Below are 21,797 nucleotides of genomic sequence, written 5' to 3'. Positions count from 1 at the left end.
AAAGGAGTATAAGTGTCTAAATGTTCAAGACCCTTACACCTTTACAGTCCTTCACTCAGTTGCCACAGTCAAACTTTGTGCGTAATATCAAGTCCGACTAATTAATTCTGAATTCCTCCCCAATTTGGAAATTCCTACATTCTAGGATTTCTTCACATAAAGGTAAATATTTTATTGATTTTCTGCAATTTTTGACTTAAACAAACTGATTAAGTATATACTTAAGTGTGTATAATTTAAACCACAAAAGTTAAAGCTTAAATCGAGTTATTACTCAAAATAAATATGTTATCAATTTTTTTTTGAACAGGAAATTTAATAGAATTACAATCAACTTTTCAATAATTTTTCAACAACATCAGTCGGCATTTCAACTAGCTTTAGGTAAAGCCACAATATTAACCGTTACTAGCATCATTTTAGGATTATATCTAACACCTAAAACAGCGATCGCCCAAAACATCACCCCCGCAAATGATGGCACAGGCACAACAGTTAACACCCAAGGCAACAACATCAATATTAGTGGTGGAAGCCTCAGCAGCGACAAAGCCAACCTCTTCCATAGCTTCAGCAAATTTGGACTCGATGCCAACCAAACAGCCAACTTTTTATCCCAACCATCCATCCAAAACATCTTAGGTAGAGTCACAGGTGGAGACGCATCCATCATTAACGGCATAATTCGCGTCACAGGAGGCAATTCCAACTTATATTTAATCAACCCCGCAGGCATTATCTTTGGACAAAATGCCAGTTTAAACGTGCCAGCATCCTTTACAGCTACTACAGCCACTCGTCTTGGTTTTGGGAATAATAACTGGTTAAATGCGGTTGGCACAAACAACTACAGTCAACTCATCGGCACACCTAATAGTTTCGCCTTTGATAGTAGTGTTGCTAGTGCAATTTTCAACCAAGGTAATTTAGCTGTACCATCAGGGAATAATTTAAGTTTATTTGCTGGCACAGTGGTAAGTACAGGCAGTTTATCTGCTCCAGGGGGTAACGTCACAATTGCATCTGTACCGGGAAGTAGTTTACTCAAAGTCAGTTTGGCGGGAAATCCTTTGAGTTTGGAAATTCAACCGTTAAATGCAACTAATAATAATTTGCCATCGAATGATTTAGCGGCATTATTAACTGGTGGTGGTGGTGGCAATGCCACTAATTTAGTTGTCGATAATGGTGAGGTGAAGTTAACTGGTTCTGGTTTAACTGTTAGCAATGGTGATGTTGTTATAACTCAAAATATCATTACTGCTGATAGATTTAATGGTCAGTCCGGCACAGTTAACATAACAGCAGGCGGTAATATTACAACTAATAATATTGATGCTTCAGCCTTCAGTCGTTTTGAAAGTGCTACGGCAGGCGCAGTTAATTTAACAGCAGGCGGTAATATTACAACTAATAATATTGATACTTCCGCAGATTTAATTTTGGGTATTGCTAATGCAGGCGCAGTAAATTTAAGGGCTGGTGCTAACATTACTGTGGGCAGTATCAATACAAGTGCGAGCAGTATTGATGTTGGACAAATTGAGTTTCTCACTGCAAATCTTCCACCTCAAGCTGGTATTTCGTTGCCTGATACACCCCCACTTGCTCAAGGTGGTAATGTTAATCTTTTAGCTAATGGCACTGTCAGGGTAGTAGGAGAAATTTTTGATAATGGTCAGCCTACAGTAAATTCGATTTTGACTAGTGCATTTACGCAACCCGGTTCTGTCACTATTCAACATAACGGTGGCGTAAATAATGTGCCATTTGTGGTGGGTGATGCTAACTTGAATGGGACAAAAGCAGCTATTAACGTCAGTCAACTTAGTTTTCTTAATCAAAATCCAACTGTTGCAAACATCATAGATAGCGACGATTCCCAAATTACGCCGACATCACCAATTCACACTTTTCCTGTACTGCCACTGGGTGGACAAGCAGAAGGTACGCCTGGTTTAATTTCTATTATTTCTGTTAATACCACACCGACTTTAACAGGTAATTATAATTTACCAGATACTCGCCAAAATCGTCCTGTTACATTTACTTTTGGTTCATTAAATATTAATACTCATGATGTTAATAATGATGTCAGCCAAATATTTGTAGATGAGATATTATCTGGTTCTTTAAACTTGCAGGATGGAACACCCGTTACACAAGAAACTATTCTAAATCCAGATACAGTTTTAGTTTATACACCACAAAGAGGTTCTGTCGGTCGAGTACCAGCTTTTACCATTAAAGTGAGTGATGGTGTTTCGGAATCTGCACCACAATCAATCAATGTTAATATCACGCGACAACCAATAATTATTCCCACACCTAATCCCGATAATCCTGGAACAGATAATCCCGCGCCTAATCCTGGAACAAATAATCCTCCTCCTGGAGAGCCAAATAATCCTTTTAATCCCGAAACAAATAATCCGCTAAATATAGACCTAACTAATGTAGATGATTCTGATACAGAAGATAAGAAAACAGCTAGTATTCCAATTTTAGAAAAAGATCAGTCTTTGCTAAATGTAGATGTAGATAAAGAGATATCTAAAATTGATGCTAGATTTACTAACCAGTTTGCCCAATATTTAGGTACAGGTACACCGCCAATTAAAGGTATTAAAGAAGCTAGTGAAATGTTAGTCAACATTGAAGCTGCCACAGGTGTAAAACCTGCATTGATTTACGTTTCGTTTGTGCCGAAAACACTCAAGCGGAGTGTTTTACCAGAACAAAAACTCATGCCTCAAGCTGATGATGTTTTAGAGTTAGTCGTAGTGACGGGTAAAGGTGAACCGATTCGGAAAGTAATTGATGTGACGCGATCGCAAGTTTTAGCTGTGAGTCAACAGTTTACCAACAATATCACACAACCAAGTTTGTCACACAGCTATCTTACTCCGTCTCAAAAACTATATAACTGGCTGATTGCACCCCTAAAATCTAATCTACAAGCACGAGAAATTAACAATTTAGTGTTTATTGTGGATGCAGGCTTGCGAACTATGCCCATAGCGGCGCTTTATGATGGTCAACAGTATCTTATTGAAAACTATAGTGTTGGCTTAATGCCAAGTTTGAGCCTGACAGATACCACATACGTTGATATTAAAACAGCAGAAGTTTTGGGGATGGGTGCATCTCAATTTATGAATCAAGATCCCCTACCATCTGTACCTTCAGAATTAACTACTATCACGCAAAAACTGTGGCCTGGTAAAGCCTTTTTAAATGAAGCCTTCACCTTAACAAATCTAAAAGCCCAGCGACAGCAAACAGCCTTTGGGATTGTTCACCTAGCAACTCACGGCGAATTTAATTCCGGTGCGCCGAGTAACTCTTATATTCAATTGTGGGACACCCAATTAAAAATGGATCAGATTCGCCAATTGGGTTGGAATCACCCACCAGTGGAATTGGTGGTGCTGAGTGCTTGTCGTACAGCCTTGGGTAATGAAGATGCAGAATTAGGTTTTGCTGGTTTTGCGGTGCAAGCTGGTACAAAATCTGCATTGGCAAGTTTATGGTATGTTTCCGATGAAGGAACACTGGGATTAATGACCCAATTTTATGAGAAGTTGAAAATAGCACCTATCAAAGCCGAAGCCCTGCGGCGATCGCAAGTTGCTATGCTGAAAGGGCAAGTGCGAATAGAAATGGGTAGGCTGCGGACTGCGCGTGGTTATGTTCCTTTACCACCAGTTTTACTAGAAATGGGCGACAGAATGTTGACGCATCCCTATTTTTGGGCGGCTTTTACGATGATTGGAAATCCTTGGTAATGATATGGGGAGTGGGGAGTGTGGGGAGAGAGGGGGGGAAAGATTTCTTCACTATCCTCACACATATCTTGCACCAGGCGACTGAAGTCGCGGCTACACAGGCAAAACCCGCCTGCGCGGGTTTCAAAACCTTGATTTTTCATTAGTCCGCGCAGGCGGACTTCGTTTGTTTAGCCGCGAATTCCATTCGCCAAGGCTAGGTGCAAGATGTAAGCTCCCACCCCTCCCACACCTTACACCCATTCCATTTACTGCATAATCATCCGTGCGACTTTATCCATAACTTGACTCAAGGGATGTTCTGGATGACGTAAGCAGAATAAATCACTACTGGCTAGTTGAATTAATTCTTCTGCTAGGGGTAAAATTCCGGCTACTGGTGCGTTGTAGATTTTTTCGACTTGTTGTTTGAGAGCATCAAAATCTAAAGCTGGAAGTGCTTTATTAATTAACAACAACATATTTGGTACTTCCAGTTTACGGGCTACTTCTACGGTGACGGCTGTACCTTGAAAATCTTGGCGATCAGGACGCAAAATTAAAACTAAAATATCAGAAATAGCAATAGAAAGTAAGGTTTCTTCGTTGAGTCCTGGGTGAGTGTCAATGAAGAGGTAATCTAGTTGTAAAGCAGTTAGTAATTTTTGAAAGCCTTCGTTAAGTAAATTAAAATCAAATCCTTCCCGCAAGACTTTGGTGATATCTCTAGCTTTAATACTCGAAGGAATGAGATAAATTCGTCCTTTTTTGTTTGCTGAATGCCCTAAAACTGAGCTAACATCGTATGCCGATTCTTCAATATTACAGCGCCCCCAAAGATAATCATTCAAGGCATATTTCATTTTCTGTTCATCAAAACCAAACAAAACATGAATCCCTGGCGATTGAATATCTGTATCAACAATGCCAACCCGATAACCATAACGTGCAACAATTCCGGCTAGGTTAGCGGTAGAGTTTGATTTACCTGTACCGCCGCGAAAGGAGTGGATAGATACAATTTTTGACATGATGAAAGTGATTTTTGTAGGCGAACCACAGAGACACAGAGAGCGCAGAGTAATATAAAAATCCGGTTTGATAGTACGTAGTGGCGCGGCAAGCCTTAAATGTTGCATGATAAATTTCTTGTGGGATGGGCTTCTAGCCCGTCCGGTGCGGGCAGGATGCCCACACCACAAGAGTTATTTTTATGCCCTATTTTAGCCTTGCCACGCCACTACACATACTAATTTTTTTCAGGAATCATTTAGAATTGCTATAGTTGTAAGAATTTTTACATAATTTTAGAGTTTATCCCAAATATTTTGACTGAGTTTACTTTTCTTTTTTTCACCAAAGTAGGGTTGATAGTAGATTAATTCACTATCATCTACTTCTTGAATAAATCTTTGAGTCACTAAAGTTTTTAGTTGCTGTTGTGCTAGTTCTTCAGTAATATTCAAATGGCTTGCTACTTCTGCTAAAGTAACTTTTTGTTGGCGAGTTATCCAATTTATTAGTTGTCGCTGTTCGTCTGGTAAATCGAGGATATCTAGTTGACTATTTTGGGGAGATGATTGGGTTGGTTCTTGGTAATTCATGATGATTATTTGTTTTCTTTCAATTTTTTACTACGACGTTGTAAATCTGCTAGATATTCTAGTTCGTCTGGTTCTTCAATTGTGGTTGGTGTGGTGGTGATTTCTAAGTTATTGTTGGGGTTGTGAGGTAGTAAGGTTTCTTGGGAATTAATTTGGTTACGTCTGTCGCGTACTTGCTGGAGATAATCTATTTCTGTGGGTGCAGAATTAGGAGGTTGAGAAATGATGGTGTCAGCTAACAGATGATTAGTTTCTAAGTTATTTACAGTAGGTAAAATTGTGGGTGGGAAGTCTTCAATATTATCTCGCCCCCGCAAATCTTTGGCTTTTTGTTGTAGTTCTAAAAAGTAATCACTTTCGGTAATTGCTGCTACTTCTTGATTTTTTTTGTTTTCGTCAATGTCAATATTAATTTTGAGAAAGCCTTTGACTGTTTTAACAATTGTGGCGGCATATCTGTCTATTAAAACCACAGCAACAGAACTGCCTAACAAACCTAAAACTGGTGGTACTAAAGGTATCCAACCAGCTTGGATAAAGATGATATAAGTACTACCTAATAATACAGCGATCGCTACACCGCCACCCAATATCAACAGCCAAGGTTTGCGAATTTGCCAAGCCAAAAATCCCCCAACTAATGACCAAGCAAAAATCCACAACCCTTCTTCCCATTCATTCCAATACCAAAATAAAGGTCGTTTATCTAAAACTGCACTTAATATCTGACTAGCATTTTGGGCGTGAACTACTACCCCTGGCATTTTTTGGCTATCGGCTGCACCCGCACTATATGGTGTGTAAAAGGTATCTTTGACAATTTGGGCAGTATAGCCAATCATCACAATTTTGTCTTTGATTAAGGCTGGATCAACTTTATCAGCTAAAACATCACTGAGAGAAACTTGCTTGACGGCATTTTTAGCAGAACGGTAGTTAAGTAGTATTTGGTAATCTGATGTATCGATGTTGTGATAGCCGCCTGATTTTGGTGTTAGGCGTTTAAGAACAGTGGAACCAAATTTTAATTCCCCTGATTTTGTTGGTTCTGGTTCAATCCCTTGAGCATCTAGGTAACGCACCACCATTTGAAAACTCAGCGATGGTAATTGGTTTTCGGGATCAGCAATATTGCAGATATGTTCGCTGGGTTTGGGCAGTTTGGAAGCTTTAGGAACGGAAATAATCATCCCTTGGCGGACTGTACCACCAGCATCTACAGGAAAATCTGCAACCCCGACTCTATCTTCAGGAATCCCAGGTGCGGCGGCGATACCAGGAGAATCGGCTTTACTCAGAACGCAAACCGCCGCTATATTCTCGTTGTCTGCTAATATTTGCATTAAATCTGCACGACCTGTGGCTGCGCCTTGTTTCACATCTCGCAAAATATCTATCCCAATCACACGCGGTTCGTGTTCTGCGAGTTTTGTTAATAACTGCGCCATTGTGCCGTCTTCAATGGGATATTCTTTGCGGGTTTGAATATCGTTATCATCCACACCCACAATTAAAAAGCGATTGTCTACCCCTTCGTCGGGACGCGATCGCATTAACCAATCAAATGCAGCTAACTCCATCCCCTGCAAACTACCCAATTCTCGCAATCCCAAAATTAATCCTGCGATCGCTACACTAGTGACGACCACTGTCCCGCCAATAGTGAAAACTGTTTGACGGAAATTGCGGAATTGGGAATTTTGACCGACCATTGGCGTTACCTCTTGATCAATTAACTAAAGTGTAAATGTTAAAAAATAGCTTGTTTCCCCAAGAAATTTGGAGGTGATAATTGTTTGCTGTAACTAATATTTTGCTAATGTGCGTCCAAATTACCTGTTTTTCTTCACTCTGTCATTGGTTGTTTAATATTTCTCAATGAAATTGATTTGAAATAAACAATAGATTTAGCTCCCTGAATTTCTCCAAGAATCTGGGCATCTCTTTAATTTATGAATGATTAAGGAGTGCTATAGTGTTTTTACTGAGGCTATCTTACGCCTAAATTAACTAAATTTAGGCAGAAGAGATTCATAAAATGAAACTTGAAATAGTATGAAATAGTCATTAATAAAAACATACATATTGTAAAAAATATGCTCAATAGAAACTTACTATTAATTACATTAGGCTTAACTCTCATTCCCGATTTGTGGCTGGGGACAATCCCTACAATTGCAGCACCCACTAATAGCATTGCTCAATTCAGTATTCCGCGTTCTACACCTAGATTATTCCCGCGTCGCCGTTCTCTATTAAAATTTAAAGTGCCAGGAATTCGTGGTTCTCGCAATCTCGAAGCCGGCGCAGCTAGGGGAAAATGTAGTCCGCAAAATATCAGTGGAGTTTTACCACCCAAACCACCCAAGAGTGCCGCTAATCAAATTCCCGTAGAATTGACAGTGAGCGATCGCCCGGCATTTTTTGTCAATGTTCCCCAAACCTCTGCACAGCAAGCTGGGTTTTTACTCAGGGATGAAACTGGAGAAGAATTACTTGACAAAACTCTGCCGATCACAGCCAGCAGTGGCATTATGAGCTACACCTTACCTACAGATTTTTCGGGGTTGGAAGTTGGCAAAAAATATCAATGGCGTTTTTCTTTACTGTGTGATTCTACCAACGGCGATCGCAGTGGCGATCCAATTGCTAGTGGCTGGATTGAACGTATCGAAGTACCCCCAACATTAGCAAGTAAATTACAAACAGCAACACCTAAACAACGTGTCATCATCTATGCAGAAAATGGTTACTGGCATGACACATTAAAAACCTTGGCTGATTTACGTGCTTCCCATCCCAATGACTTAACTTTAGTCCGAGATTGGGATGATGTTTTACAATCAGTAGGATTAGAAGCAATGTCTAAGCAGCCATTAATCCCCCTCCATCCCACGACAGCAGCTAGTCAATAAAAGAGACTAGTACAACAAGGCAAAAGTAAAAGGTCAAAAAGAAAAAGAAAGAATATTGATACAACAAGCCTTTTAGCAATTTCTTATGGTCACTGAGCGCCGTCGAAGTGTGGTCGGTTTATTTACGCCGAACTGTACTAGTTGCTTACTCAATACAGATGTAATGTCAAATCCCCGACTTCTTCAAGAAATTGGGGATATTTTTGTGAGAAACAACAGAAATTATGACTATGTTGATAGTCATAATTTTAAGTTAACCATTATATAACCTACTAATAATTATTGGTAATTAGGTTAAGTAAAATCTGGGATATAGTGTGAAACTTTAACGATAATCTCAGTGTTAACCTACGCTTTAAAGTCGGTTTACTAAAGTTTGAAACTGACAAAACTCACATAATTTGAGTTATTTCTTCAGCTTGGAAAAGAGTTGGTTACTAGTAAATTTCTCCTGATACAACAGAGGAAAATTTGATGTCTACATTAAGTCGAAGACAACTTCTTATATTTTTTGGTGGCAGTGCGGGGGCTGCTGTATTGGGAGACAAACTTTTAACAGGTTTGTCTAATGTCGCCGAGGCAACAACAACTCCACTAAGCTTTACACCAGTACGTTTACCGCATCCTTTACCGATTTATCAAACTCAACCTAGTTTCTTACCAACAGGAATTGGACAAGGACAAGTAATTGCACCTTCTACCAGTCCCAATTTGCCTAGCTACAATGTTGTTGATGATGTGATTGTACCGCCAGAATTTGAGCGTTACATTATCGTCAGTTGGGGCGATCGCGTGTTTCCCAACCCTGATGAATATTTTGGGTACAACTGCGACTACACTGGTTTCATTCCTCTGGGCAGAACCAATGATGAAGGCTTTTTGTGGGTGAATCATGAATATGTTGGTTTTCCCCTTTCGGCTTTAGCACCAGAAGCGCCTGCTGATGTTCAAGGGCTACCAACAACATTTCCACCAGTCATTGGTCGGTCTTTACCAGCAACCAGAGGTGTGGAACTAGATGGAGAATTTTTATACAACGTAGGCGGTTCAATTGTTCGCATCTCTCGCCGCAACTCTGCTAGACGTTTTACCGTAGTTAGAGATCCCCGAAATCGTCGGATTCATGGTTTGTCTGGCTTGGGAATCAACCGCCAAAGAACCGATAGATATCAAAGCGTTACTAGCTGGGGAACTCTTAGCTATCAACAAGGCGACCAAAATTATTTATATGGTACTGGCCCAGCTGCAACCCAAGTATTTGAAAGTGTAAATGCTGATGGATTGGGTAACAAAATTATTGGTACTGCGTTCAACTGTTCTGGTGGTACAACACCTTGGGGAACAATCTTATCTGCGGAAGAAAACTTCCAAGGTGCTTCTGCCTTTTTTGTCGGTGTGACAGAAGCAGTCCAACCTAATGGTTCTCAAACAGGTTACACCCCTGAAACAACTGGAGAAAGGTTTGGTTTAATTGGCGAAAAATATGGCTGGATGGTAGAAATTGACCCAGCTAATCCCAATTTCCGTCCCCGCAAACATACAGCTTTGGGTCGTTTCCGCCATGAAAACATTACTATGCGTGTGGAAGCTGGGAAAAAATTAGTTGCCTATATGGGTGATGATCGACGCGGCGGACACACATGGAAATTTATTAGTGATGCTGTTGTGACTTCACCCACCAGTAAAGCAAATAGCAATTTATGGGAAAGCGGTACTCTCTATGTAGCTCGTTACAATCCAGATGGTACAGGCCAATGGCTACCTTTACGGCTCAATACCCCCACAAACCCGCTCTCCCCTTCTGTAATTTCATCTGTAGAATTTGCGGCGCGTGGTGTAGCACAAAATCAAGGTCGTTTACCACTACCCAGACGTAATGGTGTGGCTGGACAGACTGTTAATGGTGGAGCATTTAATTGCGATCGCACTAACGAAGCTATAGCCTTACCAGATTATCAAGGTAGAACACTCCAAGATTTCTACACTAGCCAAGGTGCGGTTCTCTGCGATGCGTTCCTCGCTGCTAACTTAATTGGGGGAACTCCTACCGCCCGCCCAGAAGATTTGGAAATACATCCTATCAATCGCAGAGAAGTCTTCATTTCGTACACTGATGGTGCGCCTGGAAGTGACGGTTATCCTGATTCTCGCATTTTCCAAGTGGCTAAGTTAAGTGCTGCTGTGAATGCTACTCAACAGTCAGGCGGACTTTACAAAATTATTGAAGATAGTGCAGATAGCACTGGACTCACCTTTAGATGGCAAAGATTTGTTCAAGGTGGTGAAGCCGGAGCAGAAGATGGTGCTGGTTTTGCCAGTGTAGACAACTTAGTATTTGATAATCAAGCCAACGTTTGGGGTGTAACGGATATGTCCACCGGTACCCATAACGGTTTTAACGTTGGTGCTGCTGGTAATCCCACAACTATCAATCACACAAGTACGGGTAATATCTCCAGTTTTACGGGTGTGTTTGGTAATAATTGGCTGTTCTTTATCCCCACCAGTGGCCCTGATGCGGGAAGAGTCTTTCCATTTGCTCAAGGGCCTGTGCGTTGTGAAATGACAGGGCCGACTTTTGTGGGCGATACACTGATTATTTCCGTCCAGCATCCTGGTGAAGATTCCCCAATTAATGATGGGACAATTCTCAGCCGCTCAATAGAAATGTTGGCTTTGGATGGTACGCTATTCAATCAGACTCGTACTGTTCCTCGTGGTAGTAGTTGGCCTAGCAATATTCAAGGTCAACCCCAAGGCGCTCCTCGTCCATCGGTAATTGGTATCCAACGCCGCAACCCAATTAATGGCAGATTTGTCTAGATAAGTTTCAGTAACAGGAGTGTTATTAAATAGGGTGGCGATGATTAGCCACCCTACTTTTTTATTGTGTTACCGATGCTTTTTTCTTACGATTTACCCAAAATCCGGTAGCTGTAGCGATCGCTGTTCCTACAAGCGCCAAGGGTTCTGGAACTCTAGTGTAAGTCACTGTGCCTGTTTCTGTTGCAGATGTTAAGTCAGCACTGACAATGCTATAAAAGCGATTTCCGCCAGTTAAGGGATTATTAACATCACCAATGAAAAACTGATCTTCTACTAAGTAGCTGAGTCCGACAAAATTACCATTGTTAAAGCTAACTATGGGTGCAATTCCGGCGGGAAAATCAACATCATCAGTTTCTGTATAACGAGTACCAAGATAATCAAACACAACAGATAATAATCCATTGCTGACATCAAGATTTTCTGCACCAACACCAGTTAAGTTAGTGTCATCATATCTCAATGAACCAAAATATTGACCAGGGTTAGCACCAGAAGTCACATTTGTAGTGAAATTATAATTAAATACCGCCGCCTGTGTTGGCTTAACTTCAACAGTCGCTAAAGATAGAGCGATCGCTAAACTAGCAATGCCCAAGTATTGAGATGATTTCATCAGACCAAGCTCCAAAGCTCAAAAGTAAATGATGTGGCAATATCACTTAAATAAACTTTGAAGTTATCTTTAGAGGTTAAGAAAAATAGAATAAAAGGTTAAGTAGTTCAGACGAATTTATGATCAAGGCTTTCAGCTATCAACACTTGCCTAATCTGATTGACTACCGCTATTTGGCGTTGCATAATTGCGGGATGATTTATATCACGCAGAGGCGCAAAGACGCAGAGAGAATAAGGAGTTAAAAATTTCCAAGACATCAAATTCATCCCCTCATTCAGCAATGCCCGCTATTTTTATAAAATTCTTTTGTCTGTTGCAGATGCTCAACTTTTGAAGAGATTTTCTACTAATGGTAGTTGATAGTTATCTAACTGAGATTTTGCGGCTTGAGTTTGGTCAAAAGAATCTACCTCTGGGATTTCCGCTTCTTCAGAGGTAGGTTTAAAATTTTCCCCATTCTCACTATCTATAATGGGTAAAGTAATCTTAACCGTGGTTCCGTGGTTTAGACCGGCACTTTCTAAGGAAATGCTACCACCCATCAGTTCAATTAAGTTGCGAGAAATTGCCAGTCCTAATCCTGTACCATCAAATTTACGTGTTGAGCCACCATCTATCCGTACAAAGGGACGAAATAACTTGTGTTGTTGGGATGGTTCAATTCCTAAACCTGTATCGGTAACAGAAACAACAACTTGCGAATGGTGATTACTATGTTCAATAATAGCGGCGATCGCAATACTGCCTTCATCAGTAAACTTAGTAGCATTACCAATAATATTAATTAATACTTGGCGCAGTTTAGCCGCATCTGCCTTGACTGGAATCGGCTCATTACCCAAAGTTGTTTTTAACTGTAAGCCTTTTTGCTGCACATTCACTGATTGGATATTAATCACCTCTAACAGTGTTTGTCGTAAATCCATTGGGACGGAAACCACAGAAAGTTTCCCGGCTTCGATTTTAGAAATATCCAGTAAATCGTTGATAATTCCTAGCAAGTGAATGGCGGTTTCATCAGCGCGTTTGAGGAACTCCATTTCCTCATCGCGGTTATCGCACATATCTTCTCGCACGAGGCGTACACAATTAATAATAATGTTCAGGGGGTTACGCAACTCATGAGAAGTTGTCGCCAAAAACTGACTTTTAATTTGGTTGGCTGTTTTAGCTTCTTTCCAAGCACTTTCTAATTCTTCCGCCCAAGCTTTCAGCCTGTCAAACATTTGGTCAATTGCTTGTGCTAGTTGATTAAACTCCCGAATTTTAAAAGTCTGTGGTACTGTTTGGGCTGCATGATGACTGTGAATGTTCAGCACATAATCCCGCAATTCTTCTACAGGGCCTGCTAAATAAGGAGCCAAGTATAAAGATGCTAACAAAGTTGCACCAATCAAACCCACTGTTAGCACTATCAAAATCAATTTAATTTCTTCTAAACCAAACAGGGCATTATCTACACTGGTAACGGCTAAGATAATCCATTGTGGTGGTTGTTTGGCGATCGGATTGCTAATTACACTATAGCCAGCAACTAATTCTTTACCTTCTTGAAACGATAAGTTGACAGAGTTGCTTTGACCTGTTATTGCATTTTGAATAATGCTTTGCAAACTATTGGCATCAGGGTATTCTTGAATATTGCTGTTAATTCTCTCTGGTATGGGGTGTGCCAAGATTGTGCCATCGTCAGCAATTACCAATGTAGAACCTGTGAGTGAGCCTGGGAGATTTTTGGTGTGCTTGTATAGCGATGATTGCACACTCAAAACATACTTTAACTGCCCAGTTTGATTGTAAACCGGGGCAGAGAGAACCATTTGCAGCTGATTTTCTGTATCTCTTTGACCAGTGGTACCTGCTTTGGGTGGTAGTACTGGATTGATTTCGACTGGACTATCAGTCACAAAGGGTAGTTTTGGTTCTCTGATTGGTTTGTCACCACAACTACTAGCAATGATAGTGCCGTTTTCCAAATCAGATAATTGTAGACATTCAACGTAGGTTGGTAATTCTTGAACTATCTGACTAATAAAGTTTTGGACTTCAGCCTCTGAACCTTTTCCCAATACCGATGTTTTACTGGCAATTAATAAACTGGTTTTGAGACTAGCAATCTCATTAGCTATTTTCTCTCCTTTGAGAACTGCACTTTCTGTCAGATTTTGGCGTGCAGTTTTTAGCAAGCTAGAACGTGCTTTATTTAAAGCCACAAGTTCTCCCAGTAACAACACTGGGACAAACAGCAGCAAAATTCTTGTTACTAAAATACGTCTAAACGACGATTGACGGGACTTAGCCATCGGGTGTCTCACTGTCTCACTTCACATCTGCAAACCACAACAGCAAACAATATGCAATTAGATTAGCTAAATGAGACATTTTGTTACGTTGGGAGGGTTTTATTGACGATCCCTAACAGTATCAAACATTGAATGTGCAAAAAGAAATATCGTATACCAAAACTCTTATGTACTAGATGTAATCGCGGCTTATGTTGCATAACAGTAAAGTAATGAAATTGGTAAACAGTAGCTTGCTGTGCAAAGATTTTTTACAATCAACACACTAGCAAGAAAATCCTCAGACTATCAAACCAACCCAATGACGCAACATCGTCCTCATACCACAGTAGTTTTGGCAATGAGTGCAGATGGCAAAATAGCAGATTTTAGGCGATCGCCTGCTCGATTTGGCTCTGTGGCAGATAAAGCACACCTGGAAACACAAATCGCTGCCTCTGATGCCGTTCTTTTCGGTGCTGGTACACTGCGTGCTTACGGTACGACATTAACCGTATCACATCCAACACTGCTGCAACATCGAATCAAAGCGGGGAAGACTCCCCAGCCGGTTCATATAGTGATTACACAGTCTGCGGATTTTAATCCGGAAATCAAGTTTTTTAACCAGCCTATCCCACGTTGGTTATTGACAACAACAGTGGGAGCAACGATTTGGCAAAAACGCTCAGAATTTTTTGAACAGATTTTTGTTTTTGAAACCTCAACTGGAAAAATTGACACTGCTGCTTTTTTACAGCATTTGGCATCTATAGATATAACACGCCTAGCGGTCTTAGGTGGTGGTCAATTAGTAGCTTCTATGGTTAACTCAGATTTAATAGACGAATTTTGGCTGACTGTTTGCCCGTTGATTTTAGGTGGGACTACAGCACGTACACCAGTAGAAGGACAGGGATTTCTAGCGAATCTAGCTCCTCGGCTCAAACTTTTGGAAGTTAAGCAAGTTGAGCAAGAGGTCTTTTTACACTATCAAGTGCAACGAACATTAGACTAAGAAAAGTGTGAAGTCTGACAAATCAATTTCACACTTCACACTTCATACTTCATCCTTGAAAAAGATGGTGGAACAACTTAAGCCGCGCTATTCTGTTGCCTGGATTAATAAAATTGCCGAAGTCCCGCAAAGTGCCTGGGATGCTTTAGCACTGCCCTTGAAAACTCCGTTTTTGGAGTGGCAATGGTTAAAAAATTTGGAAACTTCCCATAGTGCTACAGACAAAACTGGTTGGTTGCCAAATCACTTAACTTTGTGGCGTGACAAAACCTTGATTGCAGCTGCGCCTTTATATTTAAAAGGACATAGTTATGGTGAATTTGTTTTTGATCATCAATGGGCAGAATTAAGCGATCGCATCGGTGTGCAGTATTATCCTAAACTCTTGGGGATGGCTCCCTTTACACCGGCTGAAGGTTATCGCTTCTTAATCGCGCCAGGAGAAGATGAAGACGAAATCACCGCCATGATGGTGCATGAAATTGACTGTTTCTGCAACAAATACCGCATTTCTGGTTGTCACTTTCTCTATGTTGATCCCGAATGGCGGCCAGTTCTGGAACGTAACGGGTTTAGTTCTTGGTTGCACCACAGCTATATTTGGGAAAATACCGGATTTAATAATTTTGACGATTATTTAGGAGTTTTCAACGCCAATCAGCGCCGGAATATCAAGCGGGAACGGAAAGCAGTGGAAAAGGCGGGTTTAAGACTACAGCCAATCACTGGTGATGACATTCCTAAATCTTTGTTTCCCTTGATGTACCAATTTTACGCCGATACTTGTGATAAGTTTGGCTGGTGGGGCAGTAAGTATTTAACAAAGCAATTTTTTGAACAGCTACACGCCGATTATCGCCATCGGGTGGTGTTTTTTGCTGCCTATAGCGAACATGACAATCGTCACCCTGTGGGTATGTCTTTTTGCCTTTATAAAGGTGAGAGATTGTATGGGCGTTATTGGGGGAGTTTTCAAGAAATCGATTGCCTGCATTTTGATGCTTGCTATTACACACCAATTGAGTGGGCGATCGCTAATAATATCCAATTATTCGATCCCGGTGCAGGTGGTAGACACAAAAAACGCCGTGGATTTCCAGCTACACCCAATTACAGCCTACATCGCTTTTACAATCAGCGTCTGGCACAAATTTTACTTCCATATATTAAAGAGGTGAATCAACTAGAACAGCAGGAAATTGCCGCCATTAATGAGGAAATGCCATTTAGTCAAAAACAAGTGTGAAGTGTGAAGTATGAAATATATAGGACTGACGCAAGAAAATGAAAAATTAGGGTTTTAGAGAATGTTGTAAGGGTTTTTAAGAAGATGTTTTAAAAATCCTATTGTTGGTAAGCCAAACATTTTAGATCCCCCTAAATCCCCCTTAAAAAGGGGGACTTTGAAGCATTTCCCCCTTTTTAAGGGGGGTTAGGGGGGATCAAGAAATGCTAATAATCACAACCAACCACTTTTCAAACACCCTCTAAACACTTACACCCCTACACCCTTACACCTATCTTTTTTATTTACTCTCTTGTCCAAAAGAAACCGGCACATCTCCAGGTTTAGCTGGTGTTCCTTCGGGTGTTGTGGGGGTGGGTTGTTCTGGTGTAGCTACATTTTCAGTTGGTGCGGGTTTTTTACCTGCTTGACGCTGTTGTTGTTCTTGTAATTTCTGTTGGGCGATTTGCTGGGTAATTTGCTGCATTAGTTGTTCAACTTTGGCAGTTTGTTCGGTGTTACCTTGTGTGCGGTAGTTATTCAGGGCATTTTTCAAGGCTGCGTTTGCTTTTTTGAGTTCGCCTTGATTGTATAAAGTGATACCTAAGTTGTGATAGGCGACGGCATCTTTGGAGTTTTGGCGAATAGCTTGTCTATAAACATTAATTGCCTCAGCCGTCTGTCCTTGGACTACCAACAAACCAGCCATATTATTATAGGCGACAGTATTTTTGGGGTTGAGTTGGATAACTTGACGGTAAGCTGCGATCGCATCTTCTAATTTTCCTTGTTCTTGCAGCGCGATCGCTAAGTTAAAAAAGGTATTCTCATTACCACTATCTAGATTAGCCGCTTGTTGATAAGCTGCGATCGCTTCTTGTGGTTGTCCTAGTTCATGTAGCAATACACCCAAGTTGTACTGGGCTGTGGCTATTTTGGGATCTATAACTATAGCTTGTCGGTAAGCGGTGACAGCAGCTTCTTTCTGTCCTTGTCGTTGTAACGCTAACCCCAAGTTGTAATAAACCTCACTTTGGTTGGGGTTCATTCTAATTGCCTCGCCATATTCTTGCACTGCTGCATCCAGGCGATTTTGTCTTAACAGAATATTCCCCAAATAATTCCGCGCCATCCCAATATTTGGGTCACGTTCCAAGGCTTGACGAAAGGCAGATTCCGCACCGTCTAAATCTTTGCGGTTATATAGCGTCACTCCTTTTTGGTAAAAAATCGCTGCATCCAAATCTTGAGAGATCACATTTTCTGCTAATAACCGACTTCCCGGTAAATTTATTACTAATGGTGCAGCCAATACCAAAAACGCCGAGGCCGCTGAGATGATTGTTAAATGCGACTTCCGCCAATTAATCATTTGGTGAAACGCCATCTGAGGAAAGCCGCAATACCACTGACGAATTTGATGGTGTTTATACATAATTAGCAGCCTGTATTGTAGTGAGTTCTATATGTCAGAGTACCCACTACAGCTGGAAAAATTAAAAGTGCCAGATGAATATAGCAGGGGACAGGTAATAGGCTTCCGCCGTGAGCGTCAGCCGAACGGTGACAGGGTGTCAGGGTTTTAGATACATACACTCCTACGGGGAAGTCAAAATTCAAAAGTCAGAAAATTTTTGACTTGATTTTGCCCCTATACGCCTTCATCCTCCGCAAAATCTTGATTTTTGTTTGAGTTCGGTATTTACAACTTCGTTTAGTATGGTTTGCACTATAAACTATTTTTGTCAATATATTGCAAATATTATTTACATTTTGTTATATTTAGTTACATAAACCAGCCAAGGAAAAAAGAGATGATCAGCAAAGGCTTCACCATGAATGAACTCGGTCAACTCAACAACTATGCAATTGAACCAAAAGTTTATGTAGAAGAAACCCCACGAGTTGGTTTTACCGAGTATGCAGAGAAACTCAATGGGCGTTTGGCAATGATTGGTTTTGTCTCAATCATCGCTGTAGAAATCATCACCGGACATAGCTTAATCGGTTGGCTAACAAACCTGTAGATAAGTTTGACTATTTTAGAATTTGACTCAATCAACAAATAGAAATTTAATGAGGCAATTTATGAGAACTGATTTTGATTTTCCTAAAAAAGATATGATTGGATCTGTGGTTTTTCGCCCTGATTTCAACAACTTTGAAACAATCAATGTTAACCAAGCTTGGTCACTATTTTTTAGTAAAGGTCAAGATGACAAAACATTGGGTCAAAACGTTGAATTAGGTAGGTTTTTCACTAATCTGATAATTGCTATGGTAACTGTAGGCAGCCTCTGGGAAACATTTTTCAGTAATGTAGGTTAAGCCGTTGGTTTTCGTTAATCAATTGAATAGATTAAAAAGAAGCCCTATGTTATCACTAGGGCTTCTTTTTAATGTTGACGTAATAATTCAGGGTTTATTTATTCAAATTTTGCACCTAGCGACTGAAGTCGCGGCTAAAGGGAAAAACCCTGAATTTAATGTTAGTCCGCGTAGACGGACTTTGTTTTTATAGCCAAGCCACTGCGTTGGGCGGGTTTCCCGACTTGAAGCAAGTGGCGCGCGAATTCCATTCGTCGGGGCTAGGTGCTGACTGGCAAAATTAGCATAGCATCACCAAAAGAATAAAAACGATATCGGGCAGCGATCGCTTCTTGGTATATTTGCAATAATCTTGGTCTGCCAATTAAAGCACTCACCAACATAAGTAAACTCGAACGCGGTAGGTGAAAATTAGTAATTAACCCATCTACTACCCGCCATTGATAGCCAGGATAAATAAATAAGTTGGTTTTGCCACAAAATGGTTGCAATTCTCCAGACTGCGCCGCACCTTCTAAAGAGCGCACGACTGTTGTACCAACTGCAATAATTCTGCCCCCAGCAGCTTTCGTGGCGCGGATTTGTTCTACTGTAGCCGCAGGAACTTCAATCCATTCTTCGTGCATTTCGTGGGTGGTGACATCTTCCACTTCCACAGGGCGAAATGTCCCAACACCAACATGCAGTGTGACAAATGCTTGATGGATATTGCGATCGCGCAACTTTGCTAGTAATTCTGGAGTAAAGTGTAACCCAGCCGTGGGTGCAGCGATCGCACCTGGTTGTTCGGCATAGACTGTCTGATATTGTTCATCAGCTGCGGCTGTGGTAGTTATATAAGGTGGTAAAGGAATTTCACCAAAATTATCTAACAGTTCTACCAAAGATTTTCCTGGCGGTACATCAAATTGCAACAACCGCCCGCCAGTCGCCGCATCATTTTCTAAAACTGTAGCTGTTAATTGGGGAGTAGAGGAATTTTTACCAGAGAAAATAATTTGTGAGCCTAATTTAAACCGCTTTCCTGGTTTGACTAAAGCTAACCAACAGTTATTTTGCCTCTCTTCTAACAGTAATACTTCAATTTCTGCCCCTGTAGATTTATTCCCGTACAGTCTGGCGGGGATAACTTTTGTATTATTCATCACCAACAAATCGCCAGGGCGCAGGAGTTCTGGTAAATCGCGGAAGATGTGGTGTAGCGGGGCTAAATTGTTACCTGTGGCGGTAGAGTTGACTACTAATAAGCGAGAACTATCTCTAGGAACTACCGGATTTTGAGCAATTAGTTCTGGCGGTAGTATGTAGTCATAGCCAGTTAAGGAACAATCTAACTGTCTGTCTTCTACTCCTGTATCTGTAACTTTATTAAAATTTTCTTTTGTTATTGCTGGCTCCATTGAAGGTTATGCTAATTTATACGGGTTTATTTGATATTTTCTAAGGAAAACACCATTTCAGTCATAGAGTTTTCCAAGGGACATCATTAGGTAATCCCTAGTGATTGGTTATGAATTGGGTAAAACTCCCCATTCAAAGACGGGGGCTTCTACCCTACCGCGAAAGTGATCTATTGAGGATGATAGAAGTGTAGGATTGGCTTTGATCCCAAGCACCAACATGGAATATTTGTATTATCTGGCAAATGCTAGTCTAACATTGAGGGTCGTTCAACATCTGCACGCCACACCCCAGTTGCCTGTCTCTTTCGTTACAGTGATTCATCAAATAGATGGCTGGGTGGTTAGGATCAAACTTAAAGGTCAAATCTCAACGCAACAGGATGGGGACTTTCGAGCTTTTCTAAATGAATTAGGAATTTGCTACGAACCACCTATGCGTGTACAAATGGCACTTTGGAGTTTGGAAGCTGGTCAGTGTCCAGTAGACGTAATGCGCCGCTATCAAGTAGCGATCGTCTCTCATGGTAGCCCAGAGAGAGAAGAAATTGAAGCATTCCGCCAACAGTTTGTTCGTGGATTAGGCTACTGTCCAGAAACCTTAGCGTGAAACTGTTTATAGTGAGGGCGGCTAGAAAGAATCTGTAATTGCTAACAAACTATTTCAGTTGTGATCAATTATTATTCGCCCTCACTTTAATCAGCGAGTTTATAAATCAAAAGCTGCGGGAATATATTCTTCCAGAAAAAATTTATAATCCCCTATTGATGCACTAAATACAGCATCTTGGGTGGAAGTAATTTGAGTTTTTAATTTAGATATTTGCTGATAACCCACAATAGCCACATCAAAACGACAGGGATATTCAGCGTTTTCGGGATATTGATTTAAAAACATTTCTGCTGTACGCCAGAGTTTTGCCTGTTTTTGTGGGGTAATAGCGTCTCTTCCCCCTGCATCCCAATTTCCTGAACTGCGAGTTTTCACCTCAACAAAAGCAAGTGTAGAGTGCTGAGTTATAAGTGCTGAGTGCTGTCTCCCTTGTCCCCCTTGTCCACCTTGTCCCCTCTTTCCTCCTTCTCCCCCTTGATACTGAGCAATAATATCAATCTCTCCCCAACGACAAGAAAAGCGGCGATGTAAAATCAACCAACCTGTAGACTGTAACCATTGTGTAACTAAGTCTTCACCTTGTTGACCAATATCGAGATAATGGGATGGAGGATGATTCGCCATTGGTGAAAAGTACCATGAATTCTAGGTTAAGCGATCGCATTTGGGCAAGCATACTCAGTTTATTGCTGTTGGCATTATTTAGCGTCACAGCCACTTTTAATTATGCGCCCACAGCTTTAGCACTCGAATATAACAAAGAAATATTGATAGACGCTGATTTTTCGGAACGTGATTTAACAGATTCTAGCTTTACCAAAGCTAATCTCCGTCAAAGTAACTTTAGCAATAGTAACTTGCGTGGTGTAAGTTTCTTTGCTGCCAATTTAGAGTCAGCAAATTTACAGGGAACTGACTTGACAAATGCCACGTTAGATTCAGCACGTCTAATTAAAGCAAATTTGACTAATGCAGTTTTAGAAGGTGCATTTGCGGCTAATGCCAAATTTGACGGCGCAATTATTGATGGAGCCGATTTTACTGATGTTCTGTTGCGTCCAGATGAACAAAAAAAATTATGCAAGGTAGCTAAAGGTACTAATCCCACCACAGGACGAGAAACCCGTGATACTTTGTTTTGTCCTTAACAGGAATTACGAAGAAAGGTTGTTTTTAAGGGTGTGAAGGTGTAAGAGTTGT

Annotated in this window: 18 protein-coding genes; 9 read left to right on the top strand and 9 right to left on the bottom strand. The window is 40.8% G+C overall.

Features of this window, described 5'->3' with window-relative positions; translation table 11 throughout:
- Positions 1-302 precede the first annotated feature (302 nt).
- Positions 303-3,788: a CHAT domain-containing protein gene (locus tag H6G75_RS32675; RefSeq protein WP_199337734.1), complete on the top strand. Its 3,486-nt coding sequence runs from the start codon at positions 303-305 to the stop codon at positions 3,786-3,788.
- Positions 3,789-4,036: 248 nt separating this feature from the next.
- Here H6G75_RS32675 and H6G75_RS06460 read toward each other — a convergent pair whose 3' ends face one another.
- The 3 genes from H6G75_RS06460 to H6G75_RS06450 form a co-directional block, all read right to left on the bottom strand.
- On the bottom strand, positions 4,037-4,798 hold the full coding sequence (locus tag H6G75_RS06460; RefSeq protein WP_190979128.1) for a MinD/ParA family protein: 762 nt from the start codon (positions 4,796-4,798) through the stop codon (positions 4,037-4,039).
- 276 nt (positions 4,799-5,074) lie between these two features.
- A complete protein-coding gene (locus H6G75_RS06455; protein ID WP_190979127.1) occupies positions 5,075-5,371 on the bottom strand; it encodes a MarR family transcriptional regulator in 297 nt (98 codons plus the stop codon).
- 5 nt (positions 5,372-5,376) lie between these two features.
- Positions 5,377-7,083 carry a CHASE2 domain-containing protein gene (locus H6G75_RS06450; RefSeq protein ID WP_190979126.1) on the bottom strand — a complete coding sequence of 569 codons (1,707 nt, stop codon included), beginning with the start codon at positions 7,081-7,083 and terminating at the stop codon, positions 5,377-5,379.
- Positions 7,084-7,467: 384 nt separating this feature from the next.
- Between H6G75_RS06450 and H6G75_RS06445 the strand changes: the two genes are divergently transcribed.
- Together H6G75_RS06445 and H6G75_RS06440 are read left to right on the top strand one after the other, a co-directional pair.
- Positions 7,468-8,286: a DUF928 domain-containing protein gene (locus H6G75_RS06445; protein ID WP_190979125.1), complete on the top strand. Its 819-nt coding sequence runs from the start codon at positions 7,468-7,470 to the stop codon at positions 8,284-8,286.
- Between the two features lie 474 nt (positions 8,287-8,760).
- Entirely contained in the window at positions 8,761-11,109 is a 2,349-nt protein-coding gene (locus H6G75_RS06440) for a PhoX family phosphatase (RefSeq protein WP_190979124.1), read from the top strand.
- A gap of 61 nt (positions 11,110-11,170) precedes the next feature.
- Here the strand turns inward: H6G75_RS06440 and H6G75_RS06435 are convergent, their stop codons facing one another.
- The 3 genes from H6G75_RS06435 to H6G75_RS06425 all read right to left on the bottom strand — a co-directional run bounded on the left by H6G75_RS06435 (position 11,171) and on the right by H6G75_RS06425 (position 14,034).
- Positions 11,171-11,728, bottom strand: coding sequence for a PEP-CTERM sorting domain-containing protein (locus tag H6G75_RS06435; protein ID WP_190979123.1), 558 nt, complete (start codon positions 11,726-11,728; stop codon positions 11,171-11,173).
- 107 nt (positions 11,729-11,835) lie between these two features.
- Entirely contained in the window at positions 11,836-11,988 is a 153-nt protein-coding gene (locus H6G75_RS06430) for a hypothetical protein (RefSeq protein WP_190979122.1), read from the bottom strand.
- Between the two features lie 66 nt (positions 11,989-12,054).
- Complete coding sequence (locus H6G75_RS06425) at positions 12,055-14,034, bottom strand: hybrid sensor histidine kinase/response regulator (RefSeq protein WP_190979121.1); 1,980 nt, start codon at positions 14,032-14,034, stop codon at positions 12,055-12,057.
- Between the two features lie 301 nt (positions 14,035-14,335).
- Between H6G75_RS06425 and H6G75_RS06420 the strand changes: the two genes are divergently transcribed.
- Both H6G75_RS06420 and H6G75_RS06415 read left to right on the top strand, forming a co-directional pair.
- Complete coding sequence (locus tag H6G75_RS06420; protein WP_190979120.1) at positions 14,336-15,031, top strand: RibD family protein; 696 nt, start codon at positions 14,336-14,338, stop codon at positions 15,029-15,031.
- Positions 15,032-15,095: 64 nt separating this feature from the next.
- Positions 15,096-16,277: a GNAT family N-acetyltransferase gene (locus H6G75_RS06415; protein WP_190979119.1), complete on the top strand. Its 1,182-nt coding sequence runs from the start codon at positions 15,096-15,098 to the stop codon at positions 16,275-16,277.
- 280 nt (positions 16,278-16,557) lie between these two features.
- On the opposite strand, the gene H6G75_RS06410 is transcribed toward H6G75_RS06415, so the two are convergent.
- On the bottom strand, positions 16,558-17,691 hold the full coding sequence (locus tag H6G75_RS06410) for a tetratricopeptide repeat protein (RefSeq protein WP_190979118.1): 1,134 nt from the start codon (positions 17,689-17,691) through the stop codon (positions 16,558-16,560).
- Positions 17,692-18,070: 379 nt separating this feature from the next.
- Between H6G75_RS06410 and H6G75_RS06405 the strand changes: the two genes are divergently transcribed.
- Positions 18,071-18,283 carry a chlorophyll a/b-binding protein gene (locus H6G75_RS06405; RefSeq protein ID WP_190669706.1) on the top strand — a complete coding sequence of 71 codons (213 nt, stop codon included), beginning with the start codon at positions 18,071-18,073 and terminating at the stop codon, positions 18,281-18,283.
- A gap of 61 nt (positions 18,284-18,344) precedes the next feature.
- Complete coding sequence (locus H6G75_RS06400) at positions 18,345-18,584, top strand: hypothetical protein (protein WP_190669703.1); 240 nt, start codon at positions 18,345-18,347, stop codon at positions 18,582-18,584.
- A gap of 260 nt (positions 18,585-18,844) precedes the next feature.
- On the opposite strand, the gene queA is transcribed toward H6G75_RS06400, so the two are convergent.
- On the bottom strand, positions 18,845-19,984 hold the full coding sequence (queA, locus tag H6G75_RS06395) for a tRNA preQ1(34) S-adenosylmethionine ribosyltransferase-isomerase QueA (protein WP_190979117.1): 1,140 nt from the start codon (positions 19,982-19,984) through the stop codon (positions 18,845-18,847).
- 220 nt (positions 19,985-20,204) lie between these two features.
- On the opposite strand from queA, the gene H6G75_RS06390 reads away from it, so the two are divergent.
- The gene (locus H6G75_RS06390; protein WP_190979116.1) at positions 20,205-20,594 is read left to right on the top strand and encodes a hypothetical protein; all 390 of its coding nucleotides are present in this window, start codon (positions 20,205-20,207) and stop codon (positions 20,592-20,594) included.
- 99 nt (positions 20,595-20,693) lie between these two features.
- On the opposite strand, the gene H6G75_RS06385 is transcribed toward H6G75_RS06390, so the two are convergent.
- On the bottom strand, positions 20,694-21,221 hold the full coding sequence (locus tag H6G75_RS06385) for a YraN family protein (protein ID WP_190979115.1): 528 nt from the start codon (positions 21,219-21,221) through the stop codon (positions 20,694-20,696).
- A 14-nt stretch (positions 21,222-21,235) separates the two neighbouring features.
- Between H6G75_RS06385 and H6G75_RS06380 the strand changes: the two genes are divergently transcribed.
- The gene (locus H6G75_RS06380) at positions 21,236-21,745 is read left to right on the top strand and encodes a pentapeptide repeat-containing protein (protein ID WP_190979114.1); all 510 of its coding nucleotides are present in this window, start codon (positions 21,236-21,238) and stop codon (positions 21,743-21,745) included.
- Positions 21,746-21,797: the final 52 nt, after the last annotated feature.

Source organism: Nostoc sp. FACHB-280 (assembly GCF_014697615.1).
GTDB lineage: Bacteria > Cyanobacteriota > Cyanobacteriia > Cyanobacteriales > Nostocaceae > Nostoc_B.
The sequence above is the reverse complement of the archived record's forward strand: the minus strand, read 5'-3'. Positions and strand labels throughout refer to the sequence as shown.